Here is a 22,994-nt window from a genome sequence, read left to right as displayed (position 1 = left end):
GTTTAAGTGAAAAAAGAGAACCTGAATACGACAATGGAATCGTCATTGACAGAAATAAAGAAGATTTCTCTATGAAAAGAGATGTAGCATTTCGCTCTGGAAGCTATCTTGCTAAAACCTTCAGCAAAGATGGCCTTGAGAAACATGCATGGCGATATGGGTATTCAAGGCTTCCTAGGCCATAACAAAAGGAGAAAAATCATGTTTGGAGATGAAGTATTCTTTGAGCAATTGCGTAAGGAACTGCCCCCAGTTTTTACAAGAGAATTTGCTTCAGAGAAGATTGGAAGAATTTTTTCCGCGAAAAGCATGTCGAATGCTGATGCTCTTGGAACTGGTCCTGCTGTGAAAGTTAAGATTGGCAAAAAAATCGGATATGAAAGAGATTCTTTTCTTCAATGGCTACGAGGAAAAATGAAACATGGCGCTCCTGATATAAAAAAAGAAAACACTTTCCATTATATGCCCAATTCAACACCATTCAGAACATTTTGACTTGGACTAGGCGATGGAGTGCTTTTCAAAACCATTTTTACAGGAGAAAATTTCTATGTTTGATGTTTTGAATTCAATTTCTGTTCATGTACTTCAGCTTCCCACCGATAAGAATGGAAGGATTGCAATTGTGTCTGCAAGTATAGTCATGCCAGATGGAAGAATCGTAAGTGATGTTTGTTCCGCATCTCCTCGTTCTCCTTTTGAAAACGAGGATACTCTTGAAATCGCTAAAAACAGGGTTATAAACGTTGTTAAACAAAAAGCTGAACCTATATCCAAAATCATCAAAACATCTCTCAAAATGCCTCTCAGGACGATAAGAATAGATTCCGGGGAGGAGGAGGCAAGCCTGCCAGCCGTAACCAGCTCTCCCTCATTCGCAACAAGGCTCAGGAACAAAGGAAAAATCCCGAAGAGCTTGCTGCTTCCCGTTTGGGCAAACAGTTACAAGACCTCAAGGGATACGAGGCTGATAGCCTGATCAAAGAACTCCTTACCAAACCACGCTAGTCCGACAACAGGGTATCCGAATACCATCGGATACCCTATTTTCTCAACTATCTGCCCAATGCACCATATTGGCAGCACAACCCATTTCGCGTATGCCTGTCTCAAAAAGCCAACATTTCGTTCAAGGCCCGTGGACGAGCGTGTTTCATCTCTGCATCGCTTATACTGATAAGATTCTCCCCACTAGGCCTTGACCACATGGCCGGATAGATCTCCAGCCTTTTTAGTCTGTCGCAGGAGTTCAAAAAGTATTGCTCTCCCTTCTTTTCGAGTCGGAGATGTTCTTCCTCCAGTACGGGTAAAAACGGCCTGAGCAGTTTCTCATAGATATCGTTCCCGAGAGGTTCTGCCCGTTTTCCCGTCATTCCCCAGCGTAGGAGATCAAGGGCGGCAAAACGATCTAGTACTCCGTGAACGTGTCGATTACGGTAGTGTTGTAGACAATGCTGGCAGGCATCATCGCAGGAACACGCCAGCAAGAATGCCTCTGTATCCTTGAGTATCTCCCCCATGCGAGGTGCCAAACCTACAGCATAACCAGCACCACTGGAGAGATTGTCATACAGATACAAATCGACGAAAACGCCCTTCCCATTCTCCCGAATACGATACCCGCTGACAAGTTCCGTAAATTCTATATCCAACTTCTGGCTGACCTGGAGCCGTAGAGCTTCGGATAGTGACTGTGCGGCCCGTTCCAGCCATGGACTCTTTCGACAGGTATCCAGTTTTTGGCTATCCAGTGCACACTCCAGGACAAGCATGTCTGTAATAAAATCATAGCCAATATTTACCTCCATGGTGTCAGTATGCGGACACGGTTTTGAAGAAAACGGCAATAGATAAGGACGTGTCATCTTCTTCAAAGAATCCAAGTGAATCGCAGGAACAGCAGCTCCGCAATCTCGACAGACCACAAATCCCTTATCCCTGCCGTTATTCATCATGATGATGCGTTGGCCTGGGCGGACGGACATGCGGAGACAAGTACACCCGTCTACCTGTTCCATGTTGTCAGCAGGTAATGTTGAATACAACGGCTGTCCTGCCCATGAAAATGTCTCATCAAGTTGAAATACAGAAATATTCTTTGCATTTACGGGAGCAAATCCCCATGGCCGGAGCATGGGACGACCTTCTTCCAACTGCTTTTCGCCGCAGAAAGGACAACGCTTTTCATCGTCGGATGCCAAACCAAACCAGTTGCAACTTGGGCAGCGGACAATGGGTTTCAGATATGTATGATCTTCAAAGAACGGGCGGGCTGGACTGCGCCAATTTTTTTTGTCCCCGCTTATACTTCGTTCACTGTGAAAACTATACAATCCACCAATTTGATAAGTATTTTTGTCAACCACGATGGCTCGCCCCGGGGCATATTCGCTAATGGCAATATCCAGCCCACGGGAGACCTGATAGCAAGGCTTTGCCTTTTCATCCATGATGTTCACACTCACGACATTTTTGGGGAAGGAGTACGTGGGAATGACACCTTCTTCATAAAGAGCATCGAGCATGCTCATGGGTTTCGCGTTCCATCCTTCCGAGACATAGAACTCGGGATGCTTTTGGCATTTTTCACGAAGTAGAGTCAGAGCTTTGTGCAGGTTCTGGTAGAATTCTTCCTTTGCTATCTCAGCTGTCTGATCTAGCAGGATACCACCCCGTACTACAGGCCAGATGTCCAAAAATTCCAAGAAGGTTTCCATGTGGGAATCCATAAACTCCACTACAGGGAACTCATCCAGACCTCCTAGCCCATTTTGTTCAAAATAGCATTGCAGAGAGACCATGGCCAAATGTCGATGCAGTAACCGTGGACTCAGTGTGTCCAGCCACGGACGGCGGGGATCACCTCGAAACATGGGAGAAGGATCGTGAAAGTACAGTGTGTCATGGGGGCCGTTTTCGCAGAAGGTAACAATGGTAGACAACGCGGCCCCACGACGCCCAGCGCGTCCGGCTCGCTGCTGATAATTTTCTCTCAAGGGTGGAATATTGCGCAACCCCACAGCTACGAGAGAACCGATGTCGATACCGACTTCCATGGTGGTCGTGCTGCTCAGGATATCCACTGGGGCGTCCCCCTCTTCAAGAATATCCTGAAAGCGCAATTCATATTCTTCTGTACGTGACCACATGGCGTCACGCTGATCCTTGTATGAGAGTTGGGCCGTGTGCTCTTCCGTATCAATGATGCGAATGGACTTTCCCTCAAGTGCAGCTTTCATCTGGCGTCTCCAGAGCTCCATGGCCTCAAGCTCTTTCGCCTCAAGCGGATGGAGAGAAGGGCTGCCACAGTTGGGGCACTTCTCCCGAAAAGGAAAGGCCGTCAATTCGGAACAGCGGATGCAACGAAACCAGGTATGCTCCAGATCAAAGCCAATACGGACGTGCCTGAGATTGATGTACTTTCGATTTTGGTCCATCACTCCACAGTCGAGAAAATACTCCTCAAGCACATTCCGCCATTTCTTCATAACCGGATCATTTCTTTTCCAACCCATGATGCCCTGTATCGTCCGAGAAAATTTCCAGTTTTCCGGGAGACCACAACCTTGGAAGGGAAGGAGCAATTCTTCCCGAACTTCGTTCCCTATCCGATGTCCCAAGGCCATACTGTCACGGCAGACATCCAGCATCCAAGCATTGAACAGCTCACGAAAGAGCTGTGGAGACACTGTGATTCCAGAATCTTCCAAATCACCCAGAGCGTACTCAAAGCTACGCTGTTCCGGCTCGATCCATGCCATCGCCATATCAGTAATCGTATTGTATCCTCCGCAAAATTGCCTGAGGAATTGAACTTGCATCTGCGGCGGCGCAGATTCGATTTCCAGATCAATCTCTCGTCTCTTCTTGGCCAGACGAGCCGCTTTTTCGCACGCTCTCCAAAAGATCAAGCGATCCGTTCCGCTAAACATGCGTACGTTATGCTGCGCCGCCTCTAAGGCAAAATATCCATATATTTCACTCAATGTATGCGGTTCCTGCTCTTGCGCCATTCGTTGCATAGCCAATGCAAAGAGTTGGCGTGCCGCCATGCTGTCAGAAGCGTCCGACATATCACGGGCCAACTTTGCTGCCCCCTGTCTACTGTCGGAAAAGAGGAGAACCTTACGGCCTTCGTTGGGAAGCTCCAGATTTCCTACCTTATCCGGTACGGGAGGCTGAGCTTCAAACTGAGCTTGAATAAGACTGAAAAAAGAAAAATTGCCACGAGTACTGAATCCTGACAGTTGCCTTGCACCTAATCTGCGTTCACAATGTGGACAACATTGAAACGTCTTCAAATCAGGACGCCCTTTGTCCTCAAAGTCCGAGCAATAGTATATTTTTCTCATGCCCGGTCGATCTTTTTGAGAGTCATCACTACCAATATGAAGAAAACCATTGCGAACATCCAAGTAGCAAGGCGTTGTTTTGTGGTTTCCTGTTGCCTTTGGTGGAATATAGCCCTTGGGAGGGATGTAAAGATGTATTTCTTTTAGGCCCTTATCCATCCATTTTCCGGGAAGACGCCACAAATAGGTACGCCCACGGCGTTGGAATTGTTCTTCAAGGATATACCCTCGAAAAAATAAGGCTCCGCAGCGGCGGTCATTGTACAACTCATAAACCATGCTGCCGCAATGCGGGCAGGAGGCATGACCGCCAGTAAGAAAGACTTCTCCCAAAACGAGTCCGTCTTTCTCGTGGGAATGGGAACACTCTGGATTGGAGCAGGCATACAGCCCCTGTATGCCTCGAAAGAGCATGTGCGCGCGGACAGGGAAAAGGACATTCCCCTCTTTTTGAGCCAACGCAACTATAGCCAAAAGCACGCCTACGTACGGCAAAGATTTCTCTGGAACGCTGTCGGGAAAAAGGCCGGAAGCCAGTTCATGAAAAGAAATGGCTGTCCCTCGGCACAATTTCATGAGTTCACGGAACGGTCGGTACTCTGCCAAATGGTCAAAGAGCCATGCTTTTGCCGAATCAAGTGAAGTGAAAGAAGGCTCTGTCCTGAAGTCCTGCCAGAAGGTATTCAGTGTTTCTATCAATCTCTCCCCTGCCGTCAGCTCTGAAACCTGAAACCGAGCGATATGCTCAATCGGGATATCCATAACAGCTGGAGGCAGTTCCCTTTTTTCGCCAGTAAGGTAACAGAAGCTCTCTCCATCAGAGGCGGAAAGACGACCTGCAAATTCCCGTACAGCCAGACGATCTTCCTCACAAGAATCAGGCATACTCGCCGTGGTCAGGATGAATTGTACCCGTTTACGCGGTATCCCCAGCTTATAAAAAAGACGCCTCAGCAACAAAGCGACTTCTCCGCCCGATGCACCTTTATACATGTGGGCTTCATCAATGACAAAAAGCAGACGATTATTAGGGGAAGCATCCAGCCATTTGCGCGTATCGTCCCAAATATTTCTTTCCCGGGGACGAAACAGAAGGTATTCCAGCATGGAATAGTTGGTGATGAGAATATCCGGACTTGTTGTCTGCATCTCGAAACGAGTGATAAGTTCCGCATCCTCAGGATCTGTCACATGGCGACCGTCCCTAAGGTGGGCTACAAAGGTGGACAGGTCTTTCTTAGCGGGTATTCTTCCCTGCTTCTTCAGACCTTCAAGGTACGGAGATGAGCCATCCTTTCCAATAACACGCGCCAGTGTTTTGGCCAACTCCCGATCTTCTCTCAGACGTGCTTCCGCCCCGGGGTAGGGGGTACGGCCTGTGTACATGCCGAATTGGGGACGACGGGCATTATCATCAGCACATTCCCGGAACAAGTCCACGAAACGGCCTGCCTCATCTCCAAGAAGCCGCCGCAGGCGGCTTATCTGGTCGGATACAAGGGCATTCATAGGATACATGATGATGCAACGTACTCCGCGTTTTTCCCATGTCCGCGGAGAATCGTGCGCTTCCTGAACCAGCTTGGCCATAAGCGGCCACATGAAGCATTCCGTTTTACCAGACCCTGTGCCTGTAGACACAAACAAGTCTTTCCCTGCCACAGCCTGTTCCAGCGCAGTGACTTGATGCCGAAAAGGCTTGGCATAGACACCAAGCCCGGCTTCGGACAATTGAGAAAAAAAAATCTTCATCCAGCCGGGGAGCGAAGCATGGGACAAGCCATCCAATACACTTTCGTAGGCCGGGGAAGACTCTATATAAGGTTCTTGGAATAGGACACCTTCTTGATCAAGTCGTCCCTCCAGAGCCTCCAGCAAGACAGGTATCCTTCGCAGATACTGAGCCGTAATATATTCTTTTAGCGCGATCCTGAGCGATTCATGTGTAGTAAGAATACTTTCAGCCATGAGACTCCTCCAAGAATGTATACCCCAGATAGGTCATGAGAATCTGAAAAGCCCTGAATACAGGACGGGCCATGATACGGAAAAAATACGGATTGTTATCTTGAACCGTATCAGGCCAACTGTATAAACGGAAAAAAGTTTCTTCTGCGGGCGGGAGCAGGTATCCAATTTTCAAGGATACTACAGAGTCACTATTTTTTACGCTGTATGTGATGGGAGGTAATGTCCCCCTCTGGGCGAGCAGAGCAATTGCCAGTGCAAGATACTGTGTCCCAGAATGCCAGAACTCCGGAAGAGTGCGACAAAGAAATTTACTACCGTCATACCGATACAGCGTATATACTTTTTCTACGTCATGCTTTCTTCGTGCAAGAGAAGACACGCCCTTATCAGGACGAGATTTCCAATATTTTCCGTTTATTCTCGACAGCTCCAAAAACTCCCAGTCGTCCATGCTCGCCCTAGACTCTTCTGGAAGAGAATTTTCTAGTCTATCCAAGTCTGCTCCAGATACTATCTTCCGTAGGCCAAACAGAGACGCAACCTCTTCGGGAGAACCATCGGCAGGCATTTCCATATACATACCTGCCCCGCTCATACACCGTGCAGCTCCTAATGGTACCCCACGAAGGAATGTTATTCCAGCCAGCTGTGCCTTCACAAAGGGGGAAGGGGCGGCCCGATATGAAACATGGTAGAAACAACCGCCTTCCTGAAGAAGTTTTCCGAGTAATGCTTCTGGTTTTTTACCAAGAAGTATAGGATGTTGAATAAAATTTTGTATGGATACCTCGATATCTGGGCAGAGTACATAAAACGTCCTGAGTACCTGTTGCATGGTCCCCATGAGATGATTTAAGGATACCGTACCATGTTGCTCTCCTACATCCTGCTCCCAAAGTGCGTCTAATCCTCGTTTAGCGGTAACACTATAGGCAATACGACATTTCCAAGACAAATCATCTTCCGTTATTCCCCTTTTGATAGCCAACTCTTCTGCCATACGTTCAAATACAGAATTGAAGTTCATCGGATATCTCCGATACTTTCCTCAAGAAATGTTCTATCTATCTGCTCGAGGTTCTCTTCATTTTGGATTATTTCCAGAAAGGTATCTTTCCGGCCCAGCGCGATAGCCAGCGAGAAAAGCAGGCAGCCACAACGAAGAAAAGCCTCATTACCTTTTTTCGAGAGAGCACAGACAAAGCCCATAAGTCGGTTAACCTGCATTTCAAGATAAAGATTCCGAGTTAATTTTCTGAGCGGATTTGTCATTCTTCTTATTTCTGTAGCAGAGGAAATCTCTTTATATTCCCCTCCCCTCCGACTACAGAGTATGGCTTCAGGAGCAGCTTTATGATCTATAAAAATATCTAATACCAGAGGCAGAAGGTATTGATACATTCCGGAAGGCTCAAGAGGGAGGTCATCTGCATAGGGATGGACAAAAATCCACATTTTTTCCGTGACAGCCAGTTCAGGAAGAAGATGATCAATCCAGCGGTTCTGAAATGGATGTTTTACAATAATGACCACATCATCACTACCTATAACCTCATCCAGCATGGTGGAATCCCATTCTCCACAGCACTCCAGCACGGCGGCATAACGCCCAGTCATAGTGCAGGATATTGCATTTGCTATGGAAATTCCCTGTGGCCCCGCTAATAGAAGCGGTATCTTGCTTTGAAAGACTCCGTACAAGTATACCGCTAATGCAGAAAGATGCTCTTTGTTTACCCCAGACTGCCTCAAATTTTCTTCCAATTCTTCCAGTTCTTCTTCCGCACTGGTAACTGTCTCCCATTCTACCGGTAAGCGTCCAGGCAGGAAACGGGCCATAGGAATGGGGCGCTCCTCTATGCTGGAAGAAACAGAGGCTGCTACATGATCATGTGTGCCAAACAATGCTAAGTCTGCAAGAAACTTTGCGGTTTCTTCCCGAGCGAGACTGAGTTTCTCCCGTACCAGCTGGAGACTTTCCTGACCCAGCGTTTCGTAATGCTTCGCTTCTTCGCGAATATTGATGAGACGGGCTTCAGCCTTCTTCGTCTCGTTCTGTATTCTAGCCTGTTCAACTTTCTGATTCCTCTGAAATTCTGTGAAATCAGCTTCCAGCTTTTCCTGTTCCTTTTCCAATGTATCCCGTTGTACTTCGAATTCAGCTCGAGCTTGCTCAAGTTTATTCTTTTCTTCATTCAGTTCCTGCTGATGAGCCTGTAGCCACTCTTCGTACAAACGGTCGCTGAGAGATTTATCTCTCTCCAGAAGGCTGCGCAACGCCTCCGTCTCAATATCTTCACCTCGCACATATTTATCAATATGCTCTTTAAAAATCTTCCAGTAGCTGTCAGCTACATCTTTAGAACATTGATACTGGTTTGAAAGTTCTTCAACAAGATCATTTTCTGGCAATGCTTCTATTATACTACGGAATATTTTGTATTCATTACGAGTACCCAGGTTGTGAGTCTTGATAAAATTCCAACTTATCCGATCCTGAAATATCTTTTTTATAGCTTTTTCAGGAGAGCGTATAAAAAAACAGTTGCTATTCTGAGGAAGCTCTAAAAAACGATATAGGCATCGACGAGGAAGCCCCTGCGTCGATTGTGTATAAAAGAGGTCGATTGCCTCGATATCATAACAATGCATTCTAAAAATATTGTCTTTTACACGTACACCGTCTCCCGTTACCTCCAACTGGAAAGGCTCACACAGAACAGCTTGATCACGGGATTCATTGCGGAACAGAATCAAAATGGGGTGATCACATGGTGGTATAGTTATTCCCCCTCGCAGGAGAGCCGCCAATTCCTCTTTTTCCCTGTATCTAAAGCCAGAAAAAACTTCAATCGGCCTCAAAAGCTTTTGGTATTCACTAGCTATCCAATCTTTATCCGTATCTGTGAGGCTTGGGCTTACGCTCCATTTCCATATACCCATGTGTCCTTCAGGCAAGCATGATTCCTTATGAGGATTGTAATAGAGTTTATCCTTATTGGCTCCTTTGAATTCCTTGGAATAGTCTACTTTTGGCGGAACGAGTTTATTCCCTTCAACATCGGCAATACGAGTGATAACCTCCCCACCACGCACCACACAAACTGAAACGAAAGAATCTTCTTCACACATAGTCTTCTCACCGGCTATGCCATCATTTGTTCATCAAGCTCAGGAGCAGGGACAATGCCCTTGCTGAAATAGAGCCCTCTGCCTTCCGCATACGCAACCATGCTCCGGTAGCCCGATAGCTCTGAAAAAAACGAACTGCCTCCGTCAGCGCATGGACTGTCGGCACCTCATCTCCTGTTAGACGCCGCAGACGGCGGCAAAGCAGGACATCGTTCCACAGGCCTTTATTCAGCTCCACTCCGGGACGTGAAGGATTGGGTCGAGCAAACACAACACTACGAATCCGATCCAGCCCCTGAAATATGGTCAGAGTCTGCCCCGTGTTCACTGCTAGTTCCAACTCCTCGCCACCTTTCAATTTCTTTCGATTTACTAGAAAACCATCATGTTCCAACCAAACTTCACCATCAAAAGAAGCGAATATCCTGATTTTTCCTCTTGGAGGAATACCTTTTATCCGATCTTCTTGAAGTATCGTGCCTCGCTGATCTTTAATTGAGACTTCTGGCTGCGGGGCAGTCTGATTCAACTCTCTGCGGATGAAGTAATCGTACCGCAGTATATGGGAAGGGCCTACCTCCAGAAGCTGTTCCATGTGGATTCCGGAAAGCATTTGTTTCCGTGTTCCAGCCATAAAACAAATAATTCGTGCATGCTCATTACCACAATCGAACTTTTTCCCTTCGGGAAAAAGATGAATATTTGAGCCTTCTCCTTCAACAAAAACGAATATGTCATCAGCATTATGATAAATGAGATGCGGAGTTCGCACGAAAGTAGGCCACAAGGGAAAGATACTCGGTGGGTGTCTTGTGAGAGTTGCTCGGACTTGTAAGAAGAAACAGGCCGCTGATCTGTTGAATTGCCGGGCCTTCACTCTGTACAAATTCCACCCGTTCCATCTATGCTCTTGAGGAAAAATATATACTACATGTATATCTTCTGGATTTCCTGTATTAAAATCATTGTCCTTGATAGCCAAAATATATTCACGACCAACCACCACATAGGGAGAAGGTGGCAGTCGTTTTCCTGTCTCAGCATCAAACAAGGTCGGACTCTCTATTCCCTCTACCTGATGAGGCCATAGCGGAGGTAATGCCCTTCCACCCGATATAGAAAGGTTATAACGGGAGTCTGGAACATCTCCCACCCCAAGCCACGTTAACTGGTCAGGGAAAAAACGTTCCGTAATATCATACGAGAATACTTTCGTTATGCTCTGTCCTTTAATATAGAGCATTTGCCCACTGTATTGTTCTAGCTGCTCTATCGATAGCGCCAGTAAACCAAGCTCCAGCCGATATTGCCCCTCAGTCTGTACCAAACGAAGTGGGAGTACTTGTAAATCCCGTTGAAATGACCAGACGTACCGGGCAGAGTCGTACTGCACTGAACGCTCTTCACAGTCTTTATTCAGTGCCGCAGAATCATGCCTAAAGTGCCGAGCCTGTCGTCCTTCCGCCGTAAATGTTACTCTTTCCTTGCATATTTCACAGATAAAAAGACCACTACGCGCCGAGACCTTTTCAGGGTATAAGAGGGTAGCCTCGTCAGGTGTCACGCGTCGATAACCATGCTCTTCCGTCCACATGAGAACATGAGAAAGAGGCATCTCGTATCCTTTGTATTTGTTACAAGACTAATATGTTCACCTGCATAAAAAGAGAAAGCCGTTCTGTTTCACTTATTGGAGGTAGAGCCTATAAGGCAACACTCTATTATAAAAAGAGAGAGAATTATCTATTCCGTAATGGAATATAGATTTTTTGTATAAAAGCCGCAACCCCCCTTTTCTCTACACAATTTTTCACATTTCCGATCTGGCTCGTGTGCAGATGTTCATCTCAATACGGTCAAGAGCTAGCTTTTCATCCTTGAAGTATCAGGTTGATATGGCTTCTTCAATCTTAGCGCAGCAACGTGGACAAGTGGTTGGCAAGACACCGAAGCTCTGTTTTCTGGATACAGGACTAACGCGCTACCTGATAGGATAAACGCCCCGGAGACAGCAAAAGCTGGGCCATGTCTGGGGCCTTATTCGAGACGTGGGTGATGGGTCAGATACTGAAGAATTGGTGGTACGCAGGGCAGGAAGCTCCGCTGTATTTTTATCGTGACAAGGACGGGAAGGAACTTGACGGACTCCTCGTCAGAGACGGCACTCTCTACCCGCTGGAGATCAAGAAAACAGCCTCACCAAGAAGAGACGATATCCGGCATTTCGACACACTGAATCGAATGGGCATGACCGTAGGGCAGGGAAGCGTCATATGCCTGTGTCAGAAAGCTCTTCCCATATCTGACACCGTATGGAGTCTGCCAGCCAGTCAAATCTGATATTCCGTGTCCATCTGGTTCAGCTCTCTTATAGAGAGCTGAACCATCATTTTCCACGGACAGACAAGAAGACAAAAAGAAGCTCAAAAAATATTCATAAAAGTTAATATGTTGTATACGTAATTCTCTCGTTGCATACAGATTTGGCGTGCGTGCGAAATCCTGTGCGTTTTGGACACGTCCAGACTGTCCAAAAGCTCTCGTCCACCGGCAAAAAGAGCGTCCGCACAACGCACCGCACGCACAGCCATTTTTGTAGATTGAGTTCGCAGACCATCTCGGCTACTCTTACGAGAGAGTGCAATAGGGATTTTTCCACGAGTACCAGACTGCCTTGAAGGGCACAAAGGGATGGACGGTAATGTCAGACCTTTTCCAATGCTTGGACGCCATTCCCGAATACAGGCGGGCAGCCTTGCAAGACGCCTTGATTGCTGAGTGGACATGTGCGTCCGCCGGACTTGAAGGAAATACGTTCTCGCTTGGCGACACCGACTTTTTCCTTCGGGAAGGGCTGACCATCGCTGGAAGAACATTCCGCGAGCATTGCGAAATCAAGGGCCATGCGGATGCGCTTAAATGGATGGAACACCTTGTCATCGCCAATACCCCGCTTAGCCAAGAGCACCTGTTCACCCTGCACCGTTTCATACAGACCGAAACCGTTATTGACGCCTATGCTCCCGTTGGCGCTTTCAAGAACGCTCCAAACGGGACGTACAGCCGAGACCATGAGGGAAAAGCCGTTTGGATGGAGTATGCTTCTCCTGAAGACGTGCCTGCGCTTATGGCCCGTTGGTTACACTGCTTCAACGACCAGCAAGTGACGCGGGAAAATGCCCCAGCCGTATATACACGACTGCATATCCCCTTTGTCCACATCCATCCGTTTGCGGAGGGCAATGGACGGCTGGCTCGTCTCATCTCAAACCTCCCTCTCTTGCGGGCAGGGCTTCCCCCCATTATTATTCCTAAAGAACGGAGGCAGGAATACATCACGCTCCTTGCCGAACATCAGCGGGAACGTGGGACACTTGTTTCAGGCTCGGAACTTTTGGACATCACTCCCGCACTACAGAAATTTGAGGGGATGGTCGCTCTGGCATGGGAAAAAACTTGGACAGTGATCGAAAGTTTCTCTAGGTAACCTATTTTTATGCTGTGCGTGCGGTGCGTTGTGCGGACAGCTTTTTCTCTCGACTGGACGGACACTCTGGACAGTCCTGACGTTTCCAAAACGCACAGAACCCCGCACGCATGATAAAAAAGGAGCCCTCCACCTTGAGGAGGACTCCCTTCTTTACTCACCAGAAATTACTATGGATACGATCTACGCTCAACGTTTTGTAACATAATGCGAGCTATGAGGAATCTCGCCCTCCTCCCATCTCTGAGGAACGAAGCAGACACCCCGTTTATTTCGTCCCCCGATCCACTTCGTCTCCATCAACATGCCGTATCTGTTTCGAGCGAGCCAACCAAGCTCCTTGAGTTTTCCCAGCAGGACCTGGCGGTTTACTCCACGGCAAAGTTCATCCCGGAATACGTTGGGCTCCACGAGGAAAATACGTTCCCCATTATCCTCTTCCCAGACATATCCAGCCGGACTAGAGGGCGCATACCCTAACTGTCCGCAGGAATCTAACATACGGAAACGAGTCTCCGCATATTTCTGGAAGAAGGTCTTGATCCGCTCCAGAGCGTTTTCGATCTCCATATCCCCGATTCCTCCGCGCTCCTTGAGCCATGCGGAAAGACCGAATTGGGCCGCACGCGAGGCCGTTCCCTCAGGCCACGGAAGGACACCAAAGCTGATGGCTTTTTCTCCTGCGGCAGCTATCAGTCCGAATCGCTGACACGCACGTTTGACCTGTCCCGAAGCACCTTCTGGGCACATATTCCGAACGAAGTCGGCAATCTTTTTTTCGACGTCAGAGACATGTTCTTCGAGCCCATCGACAAGGCGTTCGAGGAATCCTCGGAGTGGAGTTCCATAAAATTGTCCTGTGGCTCTAACCAGCTGTTGACTGAATATATCACCATCCAATCCATTAGGAATACACGTAAAAATACCTTGTCCAGTTCCTCCGTCCGCCGGGATGTCCAGTACTCGGACGGCCTGTCCAGCCATGACTTGCCCTCGTCCGTCTTCCGCGATCTTGTCCGCAAGCGTCAGTTCCCCCGTAGACATGAAGGACAACCGCCATTCCCGTATGGCCTTGGCGTTTCCATCCTTGTTGGCACGGGCCTTCCCTTGGCCGTTTGCCAACATGTAGGCCACTTCGCTCACGACACGCGAAGAAGCCTGCCCGATTTCATCAAGGCAGAGGAGGTTGTCACAGTGTGTTGCAGCAGTACCCTCAAGGGCATTGTCGGTAGCCCGCCATTGACGGATATAACCATGCTTACCTCCACCACCGCAGACAGAACCTGCCACCTTGAGGGCAGTTGTCTTGCCGCAGGAAGAAGGTCCAAAAAAATGAAGGCCACCACCTTCAAGGCCACAGGGTTCGAGAAGCGGTCCTGTGAAGGCAAAAGCAATTGCCAATTCCAGCAGCGGATTGCCGAGACAGGGAATCGCCACGTTTTTCTGCCAATCTTCGAGAGTTCCAGAAGGCTCAAAAATATCCGATAGCTGTGGGGCCTCTGGGATGAAAAGCTCTCCTTCTGTTCCTCCATAGGCTATGTTCCTGAGGACATACACATCCCCGATCCATCCGAATTTTTTGACCATCCTTGCGAACATCTGTGGAGCTGAATCGTTCAGAAAACGGATGAGAAGACTCCGAGCCGTCTTGTCCGGTGAAATTCGAAGTCCCTGTTCCAACAGCATCTGTCGCACACTGTCTCCATTCCCCCCCAACTCTGCCATACTGAGGATGAGTTGGTGAAGGATGCCATTGGCATCATGGAACCTTACAAGACGTCCCCATGAACCGTTCAGGGGATCTCTCGTCTGGGCAACGACTTCAATCGGAGAAGAGAGCCAAAGCCCCTTTTGGGACAGATCGGTGGGGTCGGAACGAAAATAAAGACCATCCTCCTCAAGAGCAAAAACACCAGCTGTGGATTTGCTCCCCTGTGTCGTTCTGTACAAAAGATACGGACTACTTACACCACAGTTTTTACCGCAATCCCAAATATTCTTGATGGTCGTACATGTCATGGGACTTCTCTCCAGTGCATGACGGATTTTTTTGTTTGTTTCTTCAACGGAATAACTAGAGTAGGAACGGCTATAGCTATGTATGAGTTCACGCCCAACTGGACCAAGAACGGCAAGATTCGTGATCATTGCGTACCACTCTGGTTCCGAAAGCGTTACGGCATCATCCCGACAATGCCTAATAAAGGCACATTCTTTCTCAACCGCCTCAACCCCACGAGTCTGCGTTCGAGAGCGACTTCCCGCATGTACAGCGACCTGACAACGGAGGAACAGTTCCGTCAGGTACTTCGACTGGAGGACAGGGATACGCGGATCAGCCAGTTCCACCTGCCGTGGACGAGCAGTCAAAGCCAGCAAGTCATCCACTGGCATCTCGGTGAGCTCATTCCACAGGACAGGAACTTTGTACCGACCATTCCGACGGCGGATATTTTCGATCCGCAAGAGTTTGCCTTTTCCCATTGGATACATGGACATATCGATGCAACGAGAGAGGGGCATGTGCCCTCCTTCATTGATTTCGTGAACCATCTTCTCATGAATCCAAGGAAGAAATGGATCGCCCTCTTCTCCTCCGAACATCCTCGCCGGAATCAATAGGTGACATCCCTTTCCCCCGGATATCCAATATTGAAGAAAGTGGGAATTTACATCATATTCGCTGCTCAACCACTTTACAAAATAGATCAATTCCATGATGGCTATCTTGGGATCATCCTTGGAATCAAAGTCAAGGATCAGATCACCGAAGCGGGTCGGTTCGGGCTTGCCCTTCTCAGGAGGAGCCGAGAAGCTTACAGTCGAAAAAGCCGTCGCACCAGCTTGAATAGCCGTTGCTCGATCTTCTGGAGTGTTTGGAATGATATGCCATTCACAATGTGGAGGATCAGAATGTCCCCAGAAAATATATTGCCTATCCATAACTATTACCTTTGATCCTGTTGAGGAGGGGCCGGATCCCCTCCAAAAGATTACTTCGACGCCTTAATCTTCTTCATCCGCTCGAATACAGCAGATTTGCTCGCCCCCACTTTCTCGGCAATGGCACGGCATGAGGCTGAAGGATTAGCCTCCAGTTCGCGGCGGATTGCCCCATCAAGTTCGTCTTCTTCCTTTTCCCCCATAGGGGCGACGGGAAGAGCCTTCACGGCCCCCCCTTCCTCCAAACACAGGCCGGGAGTTGGAATGACGAAATACCGAGGCACTAGCTGCTCCGGGCTCAGTCCACGCGCAACCTCAGGCATGATCGTGAGTTCATTCGCGTTCCGCGTGATCTTAAGCTTCAATTCAAGCCCGAGTTCCTTCACGGATGACCCAAACGAAGCTCCACCCCGTGAACTGTGATGAACCAAAATCACTGTCTTCCCTGCAAGATGGAGTGAATCAACCATTTGATTAAGAAGCCCACAGCTTTCCGGTCCCGCCTGAAGCGACGATGGGAACAAGGCATGAAGATTGTCGAGCACGACGACTTCAGCGTCTTTTACTTCCCGGAGGACGAACATTTGCTCCTCCGGTGTCTCCAGCTGTAAGCTTCGCCCCAAAGCGCGGGAAGACAGGACACGGAATCCGGCAGGAATTTGAGTGCCTATGAGGGCAGCTTCCAAGCGAGCCTGGAAATCAGCAATTCCCATCTCGCCGTCAACGTAAAGGACACGATGCCCCTCCGCAGCCATGTGCAGAGCCTCATGGACAATCCAGGTCGTTTTTCCGCTTTTCGCGACGCCGTATACCATCACGCGATCCCCTACCCGAAGGAGTTCGGGAATCAGCCAAATCGGTTCAGAGACAGGGAGGGAAAGGAACTTTTCCAAAGGCAAAGCCTGTTCCTTTTCCGGATCGAGTTTTAGACCGAATTCCCGGTCGGCAAATATGAGGAACGTATCCCGCGATGAAGCTCGATCCTTAAGAATTACACGACCGATGTCGTGCCCCATAGCGATCTGCTTCCGCCAGTCTCCTGTCTCCTTGATCTGAGCTTCAGGCAGGACAAAGCCCACCTGCTGAACTCCGGCTTTTTCAAGTTGTCCCCAAAGAGTATCTGCGATCCGTGCACCATCGGGGGAAGGATGGACGACGATGAGAACCTTGCGCGAGGCGAGCAACCCCCAATCGGCATCCCGAAGAGTCTCCTGTAACCCTCCGGGCCATGTCGTCAGCGGAAACCGAGATGCCAGCCAAGCCGCATTCTTAAGGAGCCAGTCCACATCCTGCTCTGTCGGCAGGATAAAGACCGTGTCGTTTCGATGGGCAAAAAGAGCGTGCACGTTGAACAGAGGGAGTGGAGTCCCCCAAGAGAGCCAATCCCACAGAATCCTATGGAATTCGTCTTCCCACGGGGTGACGGGAAACCGGATTGTATTCCCCTCATCATCTCGTAAATAGGCAACTCCACCGCTTACGCTCTTTCCATCAGGGGTCGTGTACGGAAAGAACGCCTCCAGCCGGAAACCAAGTGGCTCCAAAGGAAGAATATCACCCTCTAGGGGAAAAGGGACAGCGCCAAGACGAACGTAGTTGGCTTTCTCCGAAAAAAGGACTCGTTGCTTCAAATAGAGTTTCAGTCCTAGCCGCCGTGCCATTTCGAGAGGAGCATCGGCCTCAGGAATTCCGTTGGAGGACGCCCATTGCCGAATCAACTCGCTACCAGGGGACCTGTACGGCGAAAACCCCAAGCAACGTATGTCGATCCCGAGCCGGGAGCCCCACTCCCGCCAGTGCAGATCGGCGAGACGATAGACAAAATCTATAGTCCAAGCTTGTTCAAATTTTCGAGTTAAAGCATTATTCACTGTAATCATTTTTCACCTACTATTATGTAATATTTCGAAGTTACACATAAAAACGCTCACGCCTATAAAGCACATGCCTTCCATACCTCCCAAAAGGAAGACCCGTTTAGAATAGTGACTTTCATCGACTCTATTTCACCATCAAAAAAGCTAGATTTTTTGCTTCAATACAAAGGGGGGCTAGAAAACAAAAAAACTTCAATAAGTATAGTGCAATACTTATTGAAGTCCAAAAACAGCCCTAAAAAAGGCTTTGGAATATATTCAAACTTTAATGTCAATTAATTTTAATTACTTACTCTGTGGCATATAGCACCTCCTCAGATAAAATTTCTGTTTTGAATATTATACTCATAGATTTTTATGTCAACCGCATTTCTAAAAAAATAAATTTATATTATTTAAATAGGTTACAACATATTGCTCTTCTTTACGCTGAATAAAAACAGGGTATCCATTCAAAATGGATATATTCTTCAAACATCCAAACCAATCCTATTATCTATCTTGATTATCTCTAATCTAATTCCCAGTGCAAACGGGCTATGACATCGGTCAACAACACCTTCACAGGCCAGTCACCAGCATAGTTCTCCGTTACCCCCATATCCACCATCTCATGCCCAACCACAGCCTGAAGCATGGAAAGGTCCACACGGGCCTCTTTGTGCAGATATTCGATCACCGTATGGCGGAAGCTATGGAAAGCCTTGGTGCTCGGCTCACCATGTTGTCCACCCACTCCCACGGAACGACGATAGCGCGTAAACCAGTGCGTCAAAGCGGAACCGAGCTTCACAGTGGCATGGTTCACGGCGTTTACTCTTTCCTGTAAATCAGGAAAAAGCAGAGTCGACGTGTAGTTTTCCTCCGGCGTTTTCGCCCATCTGGAAGCAACAAACTTCTTCAGTCCGAGTTCATCCCACAAATGGGGATGGACGGGCACCTTGCGGATGCCGGCAGAGCTCTTGACGTGCTTCACATACCCGGAGCCCCCGCTTTCCTCATTGATGGAGAAGCACAGCACTCCATCCACCTTCACGATATCGGAAAGATGAAGCTGGCAAATCTCTTCCAGCCGCATCCCGGAATACAGCGCAATCAACGGAACCCAGAAGCGTGACGGCACACCTTCCGTTGCCTGAACGTATTTTCCCATATCCCCGAAAAGGGCTTTCAGCTCATCTTGTGTGAACGCCTCTCGCTTCACTCCTTTTCGTCTGATGTCCTTGCCGGAAAGAACCTTCGGGAACCCTGAGTTTACGTACTTGGCCTGTACAGCTCCGCGATACTCCAACTCACACCAGTTGACGAAACTCCGCACGTTCGTCTGGCGGACTTCCATCGTCTTCACGCTCAAAAGCCGTTCGATCTGCCCGGAGCGTCCCATATCGGCAAGCTGAAGCCAGCCCTTGCCCGCAAACTGCCTCTGCCCGCAAAGGCGGCAGGGAAGGTGTTTCAGCGTATCAAAGTAGCTTCGGATGTGCTCACGGGAAAGCTCATCCACATGAATATCCCGACCATGTTCCAGTTCCCTCACTATTTCCACGAACTGCCGCACCTGAGGAGGAATGTCCTTGGCGCTTGCGGCTGACCATGTGAGCATCTTGGCCTTTACATAGGCGTCCAGCGCCTCCCTGAGATTGGGGAGTTCCTTTTTCCCTTCCAGTTTGATCCTGCGGCGTGTTGTTTCAGCTGAACGGGTAGGGAGATTGTGTTCGCCTTTAATGGCAGGTGGTTCGTCCTGTATGGATTCTTTGCGAACAGGAACAGCTTTTTCAGAAAACATTTTGACGGAAAGGGTCCCCTTTTGCTCCCTCAGGAAAGAAGGGAGCAAGAGGAGCAGGGAAGCCGGAGACAGGTCTTTTTTCAGTGTGGAATCAAAAAGAAATGTACCCACAGATTTGATGTTTTCTCTTGTGATACCAAATGATTGAATAGTTTCTTCCTGCACGGAATGTATCCGTTCATGGGCAAGATCATCAGCCAAGGCAAAAAAATGTTGGGCAGCAAGCGAGAGCCGCAACGCCTTGGTACGGGCACTACGGCTGTCCAGACCATTCAGAGAACGTCTGATCTCGCGTTGACCAATCAGTGATTGCAGATGGTTGGGAACAAGAATGCGAAAGTAAAGAATACCGCGATGGGTCGTCAGGTAGGAACGGTACCGGGAGTGAGAAGATACCCCGACAAATGGCATGATGAGCTCCAAATGTATCCCTGAACTGTATCCGCAGGAATAAAGCTCATGCCAAAAAGAAAAAACCCACTGTTTCCAGTGGGTTCAAAATTTCTGGCGGAGAGGGGGAGATTCGAACTCCCGGTACCTTTTGAGTACACACGATTTCCAATCGTGCTCCTTCGACCAGCTCGGACACCTCTCCGCGTCGTGCAGGGATGTAACTAGCGAAATTCAGGATGGCTGGCAAGCTTTTTTTTGGGAAAAATCGGCGTTTTTCCCACGCTGCGGACGATATCAACAAATAATACGCGATAAATAAAGGAAATTTTATCATCATGATACTCTAAAAAAATGTCGTTCTCCTTTTTTGAAGTACCGGGTATCCGAATTCGTCGGGAATTCCCTTGACAGTTCATCTTTTCATGGGGCAAGAGTCGAACCAAACTCTAAGGAGCGTCTTCATGTCTGTACAAAGCATCATTCAGCTTCTTGGCGGCGTTGGGCTCTTCCTCTTCGCCATCAAGCTGATCAGTGAGGCCTTACAGCTGATAGCCGGGGACCGATTGCGACAGCTTATCGGAACACTGACCAAAACGCCGATCATGGGCGTGTTGGTGGGTGCCTGCGTCACCATTCTCATCCAAAGCAGCAGCGCCACCACGGTCATGACGGTCAGTTTCGTCGATGCGGGGCTCATGACCCTGACGCAGGCCATCGGCGTCATCATGGGCGCCAACATCGGAACCACGGTTACGGGCCAGATCCTCGCCATCAAGATCCAAGACTACGCCTACCTCTTCATTATTATAGGCGTGCTCCTCTCCTTCTTCGGACGCTCCAAGGTACAGAAGTACGCCGGCAACGGCCTGTTGGGTTTCGGCCTGCTCTTCGTGGGCATGCAGACCATGGAATCCTCCATGAGTTTTCTCCGTAATGAAAAGGAATTGTTCCTCATGTTCAGCTACAACCCGCTTATGGGGGTTCTAGCCGGAACGCTGCTCACCCTCCTTGTCCAGTCCAGCGCCGCTACGGTCGGCCTGACCATCGCCCTTGGGGTGCAGGGCCTCCTGCCCCTCCACGCGGCCATCCCCATCATCCTAGGCGACAATATCGGAACCACCATAACCGCAGTCCTCGCCTCCATCGGCACGGATAGGACAGCCAAACAAGCCTGCGCCGCCCACGTGCTCTTCAATGTCATCGGCGTATGCATTTTCCTCACCATCCTCCCGCTCTACCAAGAGCTGATCGCCATGACGGCGACGGGCATCGCCCACCAAATCGCCAACGCCCATACGTTGTTCAACGTCTTCAACACCATCATTTTCCTGCCCTTCGTCAAGCTGTTCGCGGCGCTTATCCGCAGGCTCCTGCCCGACAAGGCCCACAAGACCGTCGAAGGAGCCCAGTATCTCGATCCCAAGCTCATTGAGGCCACCCCCGGCATCGCCGTGGAAGCGGTCAAGAACGAATGCGCCTACATGGGCTTTTTGGCTATCCATCTTCTTGATTCGGTTCAGGAGGTCTTCTTCAATAATAGGAAAGACCTCATCCCCAAAATCGAAGAGACCGAAACCAAAATCGACCAACTGCATAAGGCCGTCAAAGCCTATGCCGAGGACATCATGCAGGCCGGGATTTCCGACGACGCGGCCCGTGTGCTGACGCTGTATGTCGCCAGCTCCGGGAACATCGAACGCATCGGCGATTACGGCAAGAAGCTCCTTGAGTACTATGCGTACCGCCAGAACAGGCCGAAGGATTTCTCCCCGCAGGCCATGACGGAACTCTCCGGCATGTACGCCGAAGCCCACCACGCCATTGTGACCGCGCTGGACGGCTTCATCAACGACGATCCCGACAAGGCGCGTGAAGTCGCCCCCATCGCCGGGAAGCTGCGCGGCCTTGAAGTCGAGCTTCGGAACCGCCACATCCAGCGTCTGGACAAGCAGGAATGCGACTCCGAAACCGGCCTTGTCTATGTGGATATCCTCGGTATCATTGAGCACATCGGCTATCATTCAAACAATGTCGCCAAGGCCACCATTTCCACCTGTGCGGAAACGAAGGCATAGTGAAAAAACAAGAGGGGGCCTTCTCCCGATCATGAGGCAAACTGTCTGGGGCGTGTCGTTACACTGAATGCAATTATTTGAAATTATTAAAATAATATTTTATGATTTAAAAAATAGTTAATAATTTCAATAAATTATACACAGTTAACGACACAAAACTAGGGCGTGTTCACGTTATGCTGAATTTTTCCCATGATTGAAGAGTGTTGAAGAAGGCTGTGCCATAGAAAACGGTTGGTGCTTTACTTCTTGAAATTCCAAAGAAATAACCAATCCCCCCAATCATGGAGCCTGCCTGCGGAAAAATTGGAGAAAAAGCATCTATTTTTTAGTATATTGATGAAACAAAACAACCAAGTACCATAATAGAGCTTTGAAGAAAAATACAGCATCGCTCAAAAATAAATATAATTATTTATAGAGATTATATTTATTCTCTGTTTGTGTGAACAAGCCTAGGTCGTGTCGTTATTAGATATAATATATTGAAATTATTTAACTATTTTTTCAAACTATAAAAACTATTTTAATAATTTCAAATAGCTATATACAAATAGCGACACACCCTAGGGCGATAACTATCCGTACGCGGGCGCACCAAGCAAGAGTCAGCTTAACGGGGACGTTGGCGTCATTTCGTTTTCTTTCCATTCAAGAAACAGGAATGAACCGAACCTTGCCCTCGTACGGATATGCCACAGAGGAAGCTCATCCCTACAGGATAAACCGTAGCATCCCCCAAAAGAGGGAAAAGTTTCCCTTAGCCCCATAGCCGAGGGGGTTTTCTTGAGAGCAAGAAGCCTTTCCCTGCATCAATCATGGCACAACAGACCTTTTCCCCGTCCTCTCCTGTGGGCAGAGTTCAATAAAAATGAACGTGTTTAAAACGGAGAGAAGGCGTTTTTTAAAGAAGGAGAAACTGTATTCAGAGGCCCTAGGCTATGTTTGTTTCATCTCCACAGTATGATCAAAATAGAGAGA

Annotated in this window: 14 protein-coding genes and 1 tRNA gene; 6 read left to right on the top strand and 9 right to left on the bottom strand. The window is 48.6% G+C overall.

Annotated elements, in window-relative coordinates; all coding sequences use genetic code 11:
• From ACZM8Y_RS04695 to ACZM8Y_RS04685, 3 genes are all read left to right on the top strand, one after another.
• Nucleotides 1-185 (top strand): hypothetical protein (locus tag ACZM8Y_RS04695; RefSeq protein WP_489501613.1); only part of this gene is annotated, 185 nt, incomplete at its 5' end.
• Nucleotides 186-201: 16 nt separating this feature from the next.
• Nucleotides 202-495, top strand: coding sequence for a hypothetical protein (locus ACZM8Y_RS04690; protein WP_487479849.1), 294 nt, complete (start codon nucleotides 202-204; stop codon nucleotides 493-495).
• Nucleotides 496-550: 55 nt separating this feature from the next.
• The gene (locus ACZM8Y_RS04685; RefSeq protein WP_482333539.1) at nucleotides 551-979 is read left to right on the top strand and encodes a hypothetical protein; all 429 of its coding nucleotides are present in this window, start codon (nucleotides 551-553) and stop codon (nucleotides 977-979) included.
• 130 nt (nucleotides 980-1,109) lie between these two features.
• Here the strand turns inward: ACZM8Y_RS04685 and ACZM8Y_RS04680 are convergent, their stop codons facing one another.
• Genes ACZM8Y_RS04680 through ACZM8Y_RS04665 form a run of 4 tightly spaced genes read right to left on the bottom strand, consistent with a single transcriptional unit; the run spans nucleotide 1,110 to nucleotide 11,070 of the window.
• The gene (locus ACZM8Y_RS04680; RefSeq protein ID WP_482333540.1) at nucleotides 1,110-6,320 is read right to left on the bottom strand and encodes a DEAD/DEAH box helicase; all 5,211 of its coding nucleotides are present in this window, start codon (nucleotides 6,318-6,320) and stop codon (nucleotides 1,110-1,112) included.
• Nucleotides 6,313-7,350 carry a hypothetical protein gene (locus ACZM8Y_RS04675; protein WP_487479851.1) on the bottom strand — a complete coding sequence of 346 codons (1,038 nt, stop codon included), beginning with the start codon at nucleotides 7,348-7,350 and terminating at the stop codon, nucleotides 6,313-6,315. The genes ACZM8Y_RS04680 and ACZM8Y_RS04675 overlap by 8 nt, the downstream gene beginning before the upstream one ends.
• Nucleotides 7,347-9,455: a hypothetical protein gene (locus tag ACZM8Y_RS04670; RefSeq protein WP_482333544.1), complete on the bottom strand. Its 2,109-nt coding sequence runs from the start codon at nucleotides 9,453-9,455 to the stop codon at nucleotides 7,347-7,349. The genes ACZM8Y_RS04675 and ACZM8Y_RS04670 overlap by 4 nt, the downstream gene beginning before the upstream one ends.
• 22 nt (nucleotides 9,456-9,477) lie before the next feature.
• On the bottom strand, nucleotides 9,478-11,070 hold the full coding sequence (locus ACZM8Y_RS04665) for a hypothetical protein (protein ID WP_482333546.1): 1,593 nt from the start codon (nucleotides 11,068-11,070) through the stop codon (nucleotides 9,478-9,480).
• Between the two features lie 410 nt (nucleotides 11,071-11,480).
• On the opposite strand from ACZM8Y_RS04665, the gene ACZM8Y_RS04660 reads away from it, so the two are divergent.
• Entirely contained in the window at nucleotides 11,481-11,795 is a 315-nt protein-coding gene (locus ACZM8Y_RS04660; protein WP_482333548.1) for a DUF4143 domain-containing protein, read from the top strand.
• A 382-nt stretch (nucleotides 11,796-12,177) separates the two neighbouring features.
• On the top strand, nucleotides 12,178-12,942 hold the full coding sequence (locus ACZM8Y_RS04655; RefSeq protein ID WP_489501610.1) for a Fic family protein: 765 nt from the start codon (nucleotides 12,178-12,180) through the stop codon (nucleotides 12,940-12,942).
• 189 nt (nucleotides 12,943-13,131) lie between these two features.
• Here the strand turns inward: ACZM8Y_RS04655 and ACZM8Y_RS04650 are convergent, their stop codons facing one another.
• The 5 genes from ACZM8Y_RS04650 to ACZM8Y_RS04630 form a co-directional block, all read right to left on the bottom strand.
• On the bottom strand, nucleotides 13,132-15,885 hold the full coding sequence (locus ACZM8Y_RS04650) for a DUF927 domain-containing protein (protein WP_487479852.1): 2,754 nt from the start codon (nucleotides 15,883-15,885) through the stop codon (nucleotides 13,132-13,134).
• 50 nt (nucleotides 15,886-15,935) lie between these two features.
• On the bottom strand, nucleotides 15,936-17,765 hold the full coding sequence (locus ACZM8Y_RS04645) for an AAA family ATPase (protein ID WP_482334663.1): 1,830 nt from the start codon (nucleotides 17,763-17,765) through the stop codon (nucleotides 15,936-15,938).
• 508 nt (nucleotides 17,766-18,273) lie between these two features.
• Nucleotides 18,274-19,968, bottom strand: coding sequence for a DUF6538 domain-containing protein (locus ACZM8Y_RS04640; RefSeq protein WP_487479853.1), 1,695 nt, complete (start codon nucleotides 19,966-19,968; stop codon nucleotides 18,274-18,276).
• Between the two features lie 82 nt (nucleotides 19,969-20,050).
• Nucleotides 20,051-20,140 (bottom strand) — tRNA-Ser (locus tag ACZM8Y_RS04635).
• 19 nt (nucleotides 20,141-20,159) lie between these two features.
• Nucleotides 20,160-20,381 carry a hypothetical protein gene (locus tag ACZM8Y_RS04630; RefSeq protein WP_489501608.1) on the bottom strand — a complete coding sequence of 74 codons (222 nt, stop codon included), beginning with the start codon at nucleotides 20,379-20,381 and terminating at the stop codon, nucleotides 20,160-20,162.
• A gap of 18 nt (nucleotides 20,382-20,399) precedes the next feature.
• Between ACZM8Y_RS04630 and ACZM8Y_RS04625 the strand changes: the two genes are divergently transcribed.
• The gene (locus ACZM8Y_RS04625; protein WP_302552694.1) at nucleotides 20,400-22,013 is read left to right on the top strand and encodes a Na/Pi cotransporter family protein; all 1,614 of its coding nucleotides are present in this window, start codon (nucleotides 20,400-20,402) and stop codon (nucleotides 22,011-22,013) included.
• The last annotated feature ends 981 nt before the right edge of the window (nucleotides 22,014-22,994 follow it).

This window comes from Bilophila sp., from assembly GCF_057864385.1.
This window is presented reverse-complemented; position numbering and strand designations above follow the sequence as displayed.

Coding starts and splice junctions, on each gene's coding strand:
- ACZM8Y_RS04625 (WP_302552694.1), top strand. CDS start 20,400: ATGTCTGTACAAAGCATCATTCAGCTTCTTGGCGGCGTTGGGCTCTTC.
- ACZM8Y_RS04690 (WP_487479849.1), top strand. CDS start 202: ATGTTTGGAGATGAAGTATTCTTTGAGCAATTGCGTAAGGAACTGCCC.
- ACZM8Y_RS04650 (WP_487479852.1), bottom strand. CDS start 15,885: ATGGATAGGCAATATATTTTCTGGGGACATTCTGATCCTCCACATTGT.
- ACZM8Y_RS04670 (WP_482333544.1), bottom strand. CDS start 9,455: ATGTGTGAAGAAGATTCTTTCGTTTCAGTTTGTGTGGTGCGTGGTGGG.
- ACZM8Y_RS04685 (WP_482333539.1), top strand. CDS start 551: ATGTTTGATGTTTTGAATTCAATTTCTGTTCATGTACTTCAGCTTCCC.
- ACZM8Y_RS04665 (WP_482333546.1), bottom strand. CDS start 11,070: ATGCCTCTTTCTCATGTTCTCATGTGGACGGAAGAGCATGGTTATCGA.
- ACZM8Y_RS04645 (WP_482334663.1), bottom strand. CDS start 17,765: ATGATTACAGTGAATAATGCTTTAACTCGAAAATTTGAACAAGCTTGG.
- ACZM8Y_RS04680 (WP_482333540.1), bottom strand. CDS start 6,320: ATGGCTGAAAGTATTCTTACTACACATGAATCGCTCAGGATCGCGCTA.
- ACZM8Y_RS04675 (WP_487479851.1), bottom strand. CDS start 7,350: ATGAACTTCAATTCTGTATTTGAACGTATGGCAGAAGAGTTGGCTATC.
- ACZM8Y_RS04660 (WP_482333548.1), top strand. CDS start 11,481: ATGTCTGGGGCCTTATTCGAGACGTGGGTGATGGGTCAGATACTGAAG.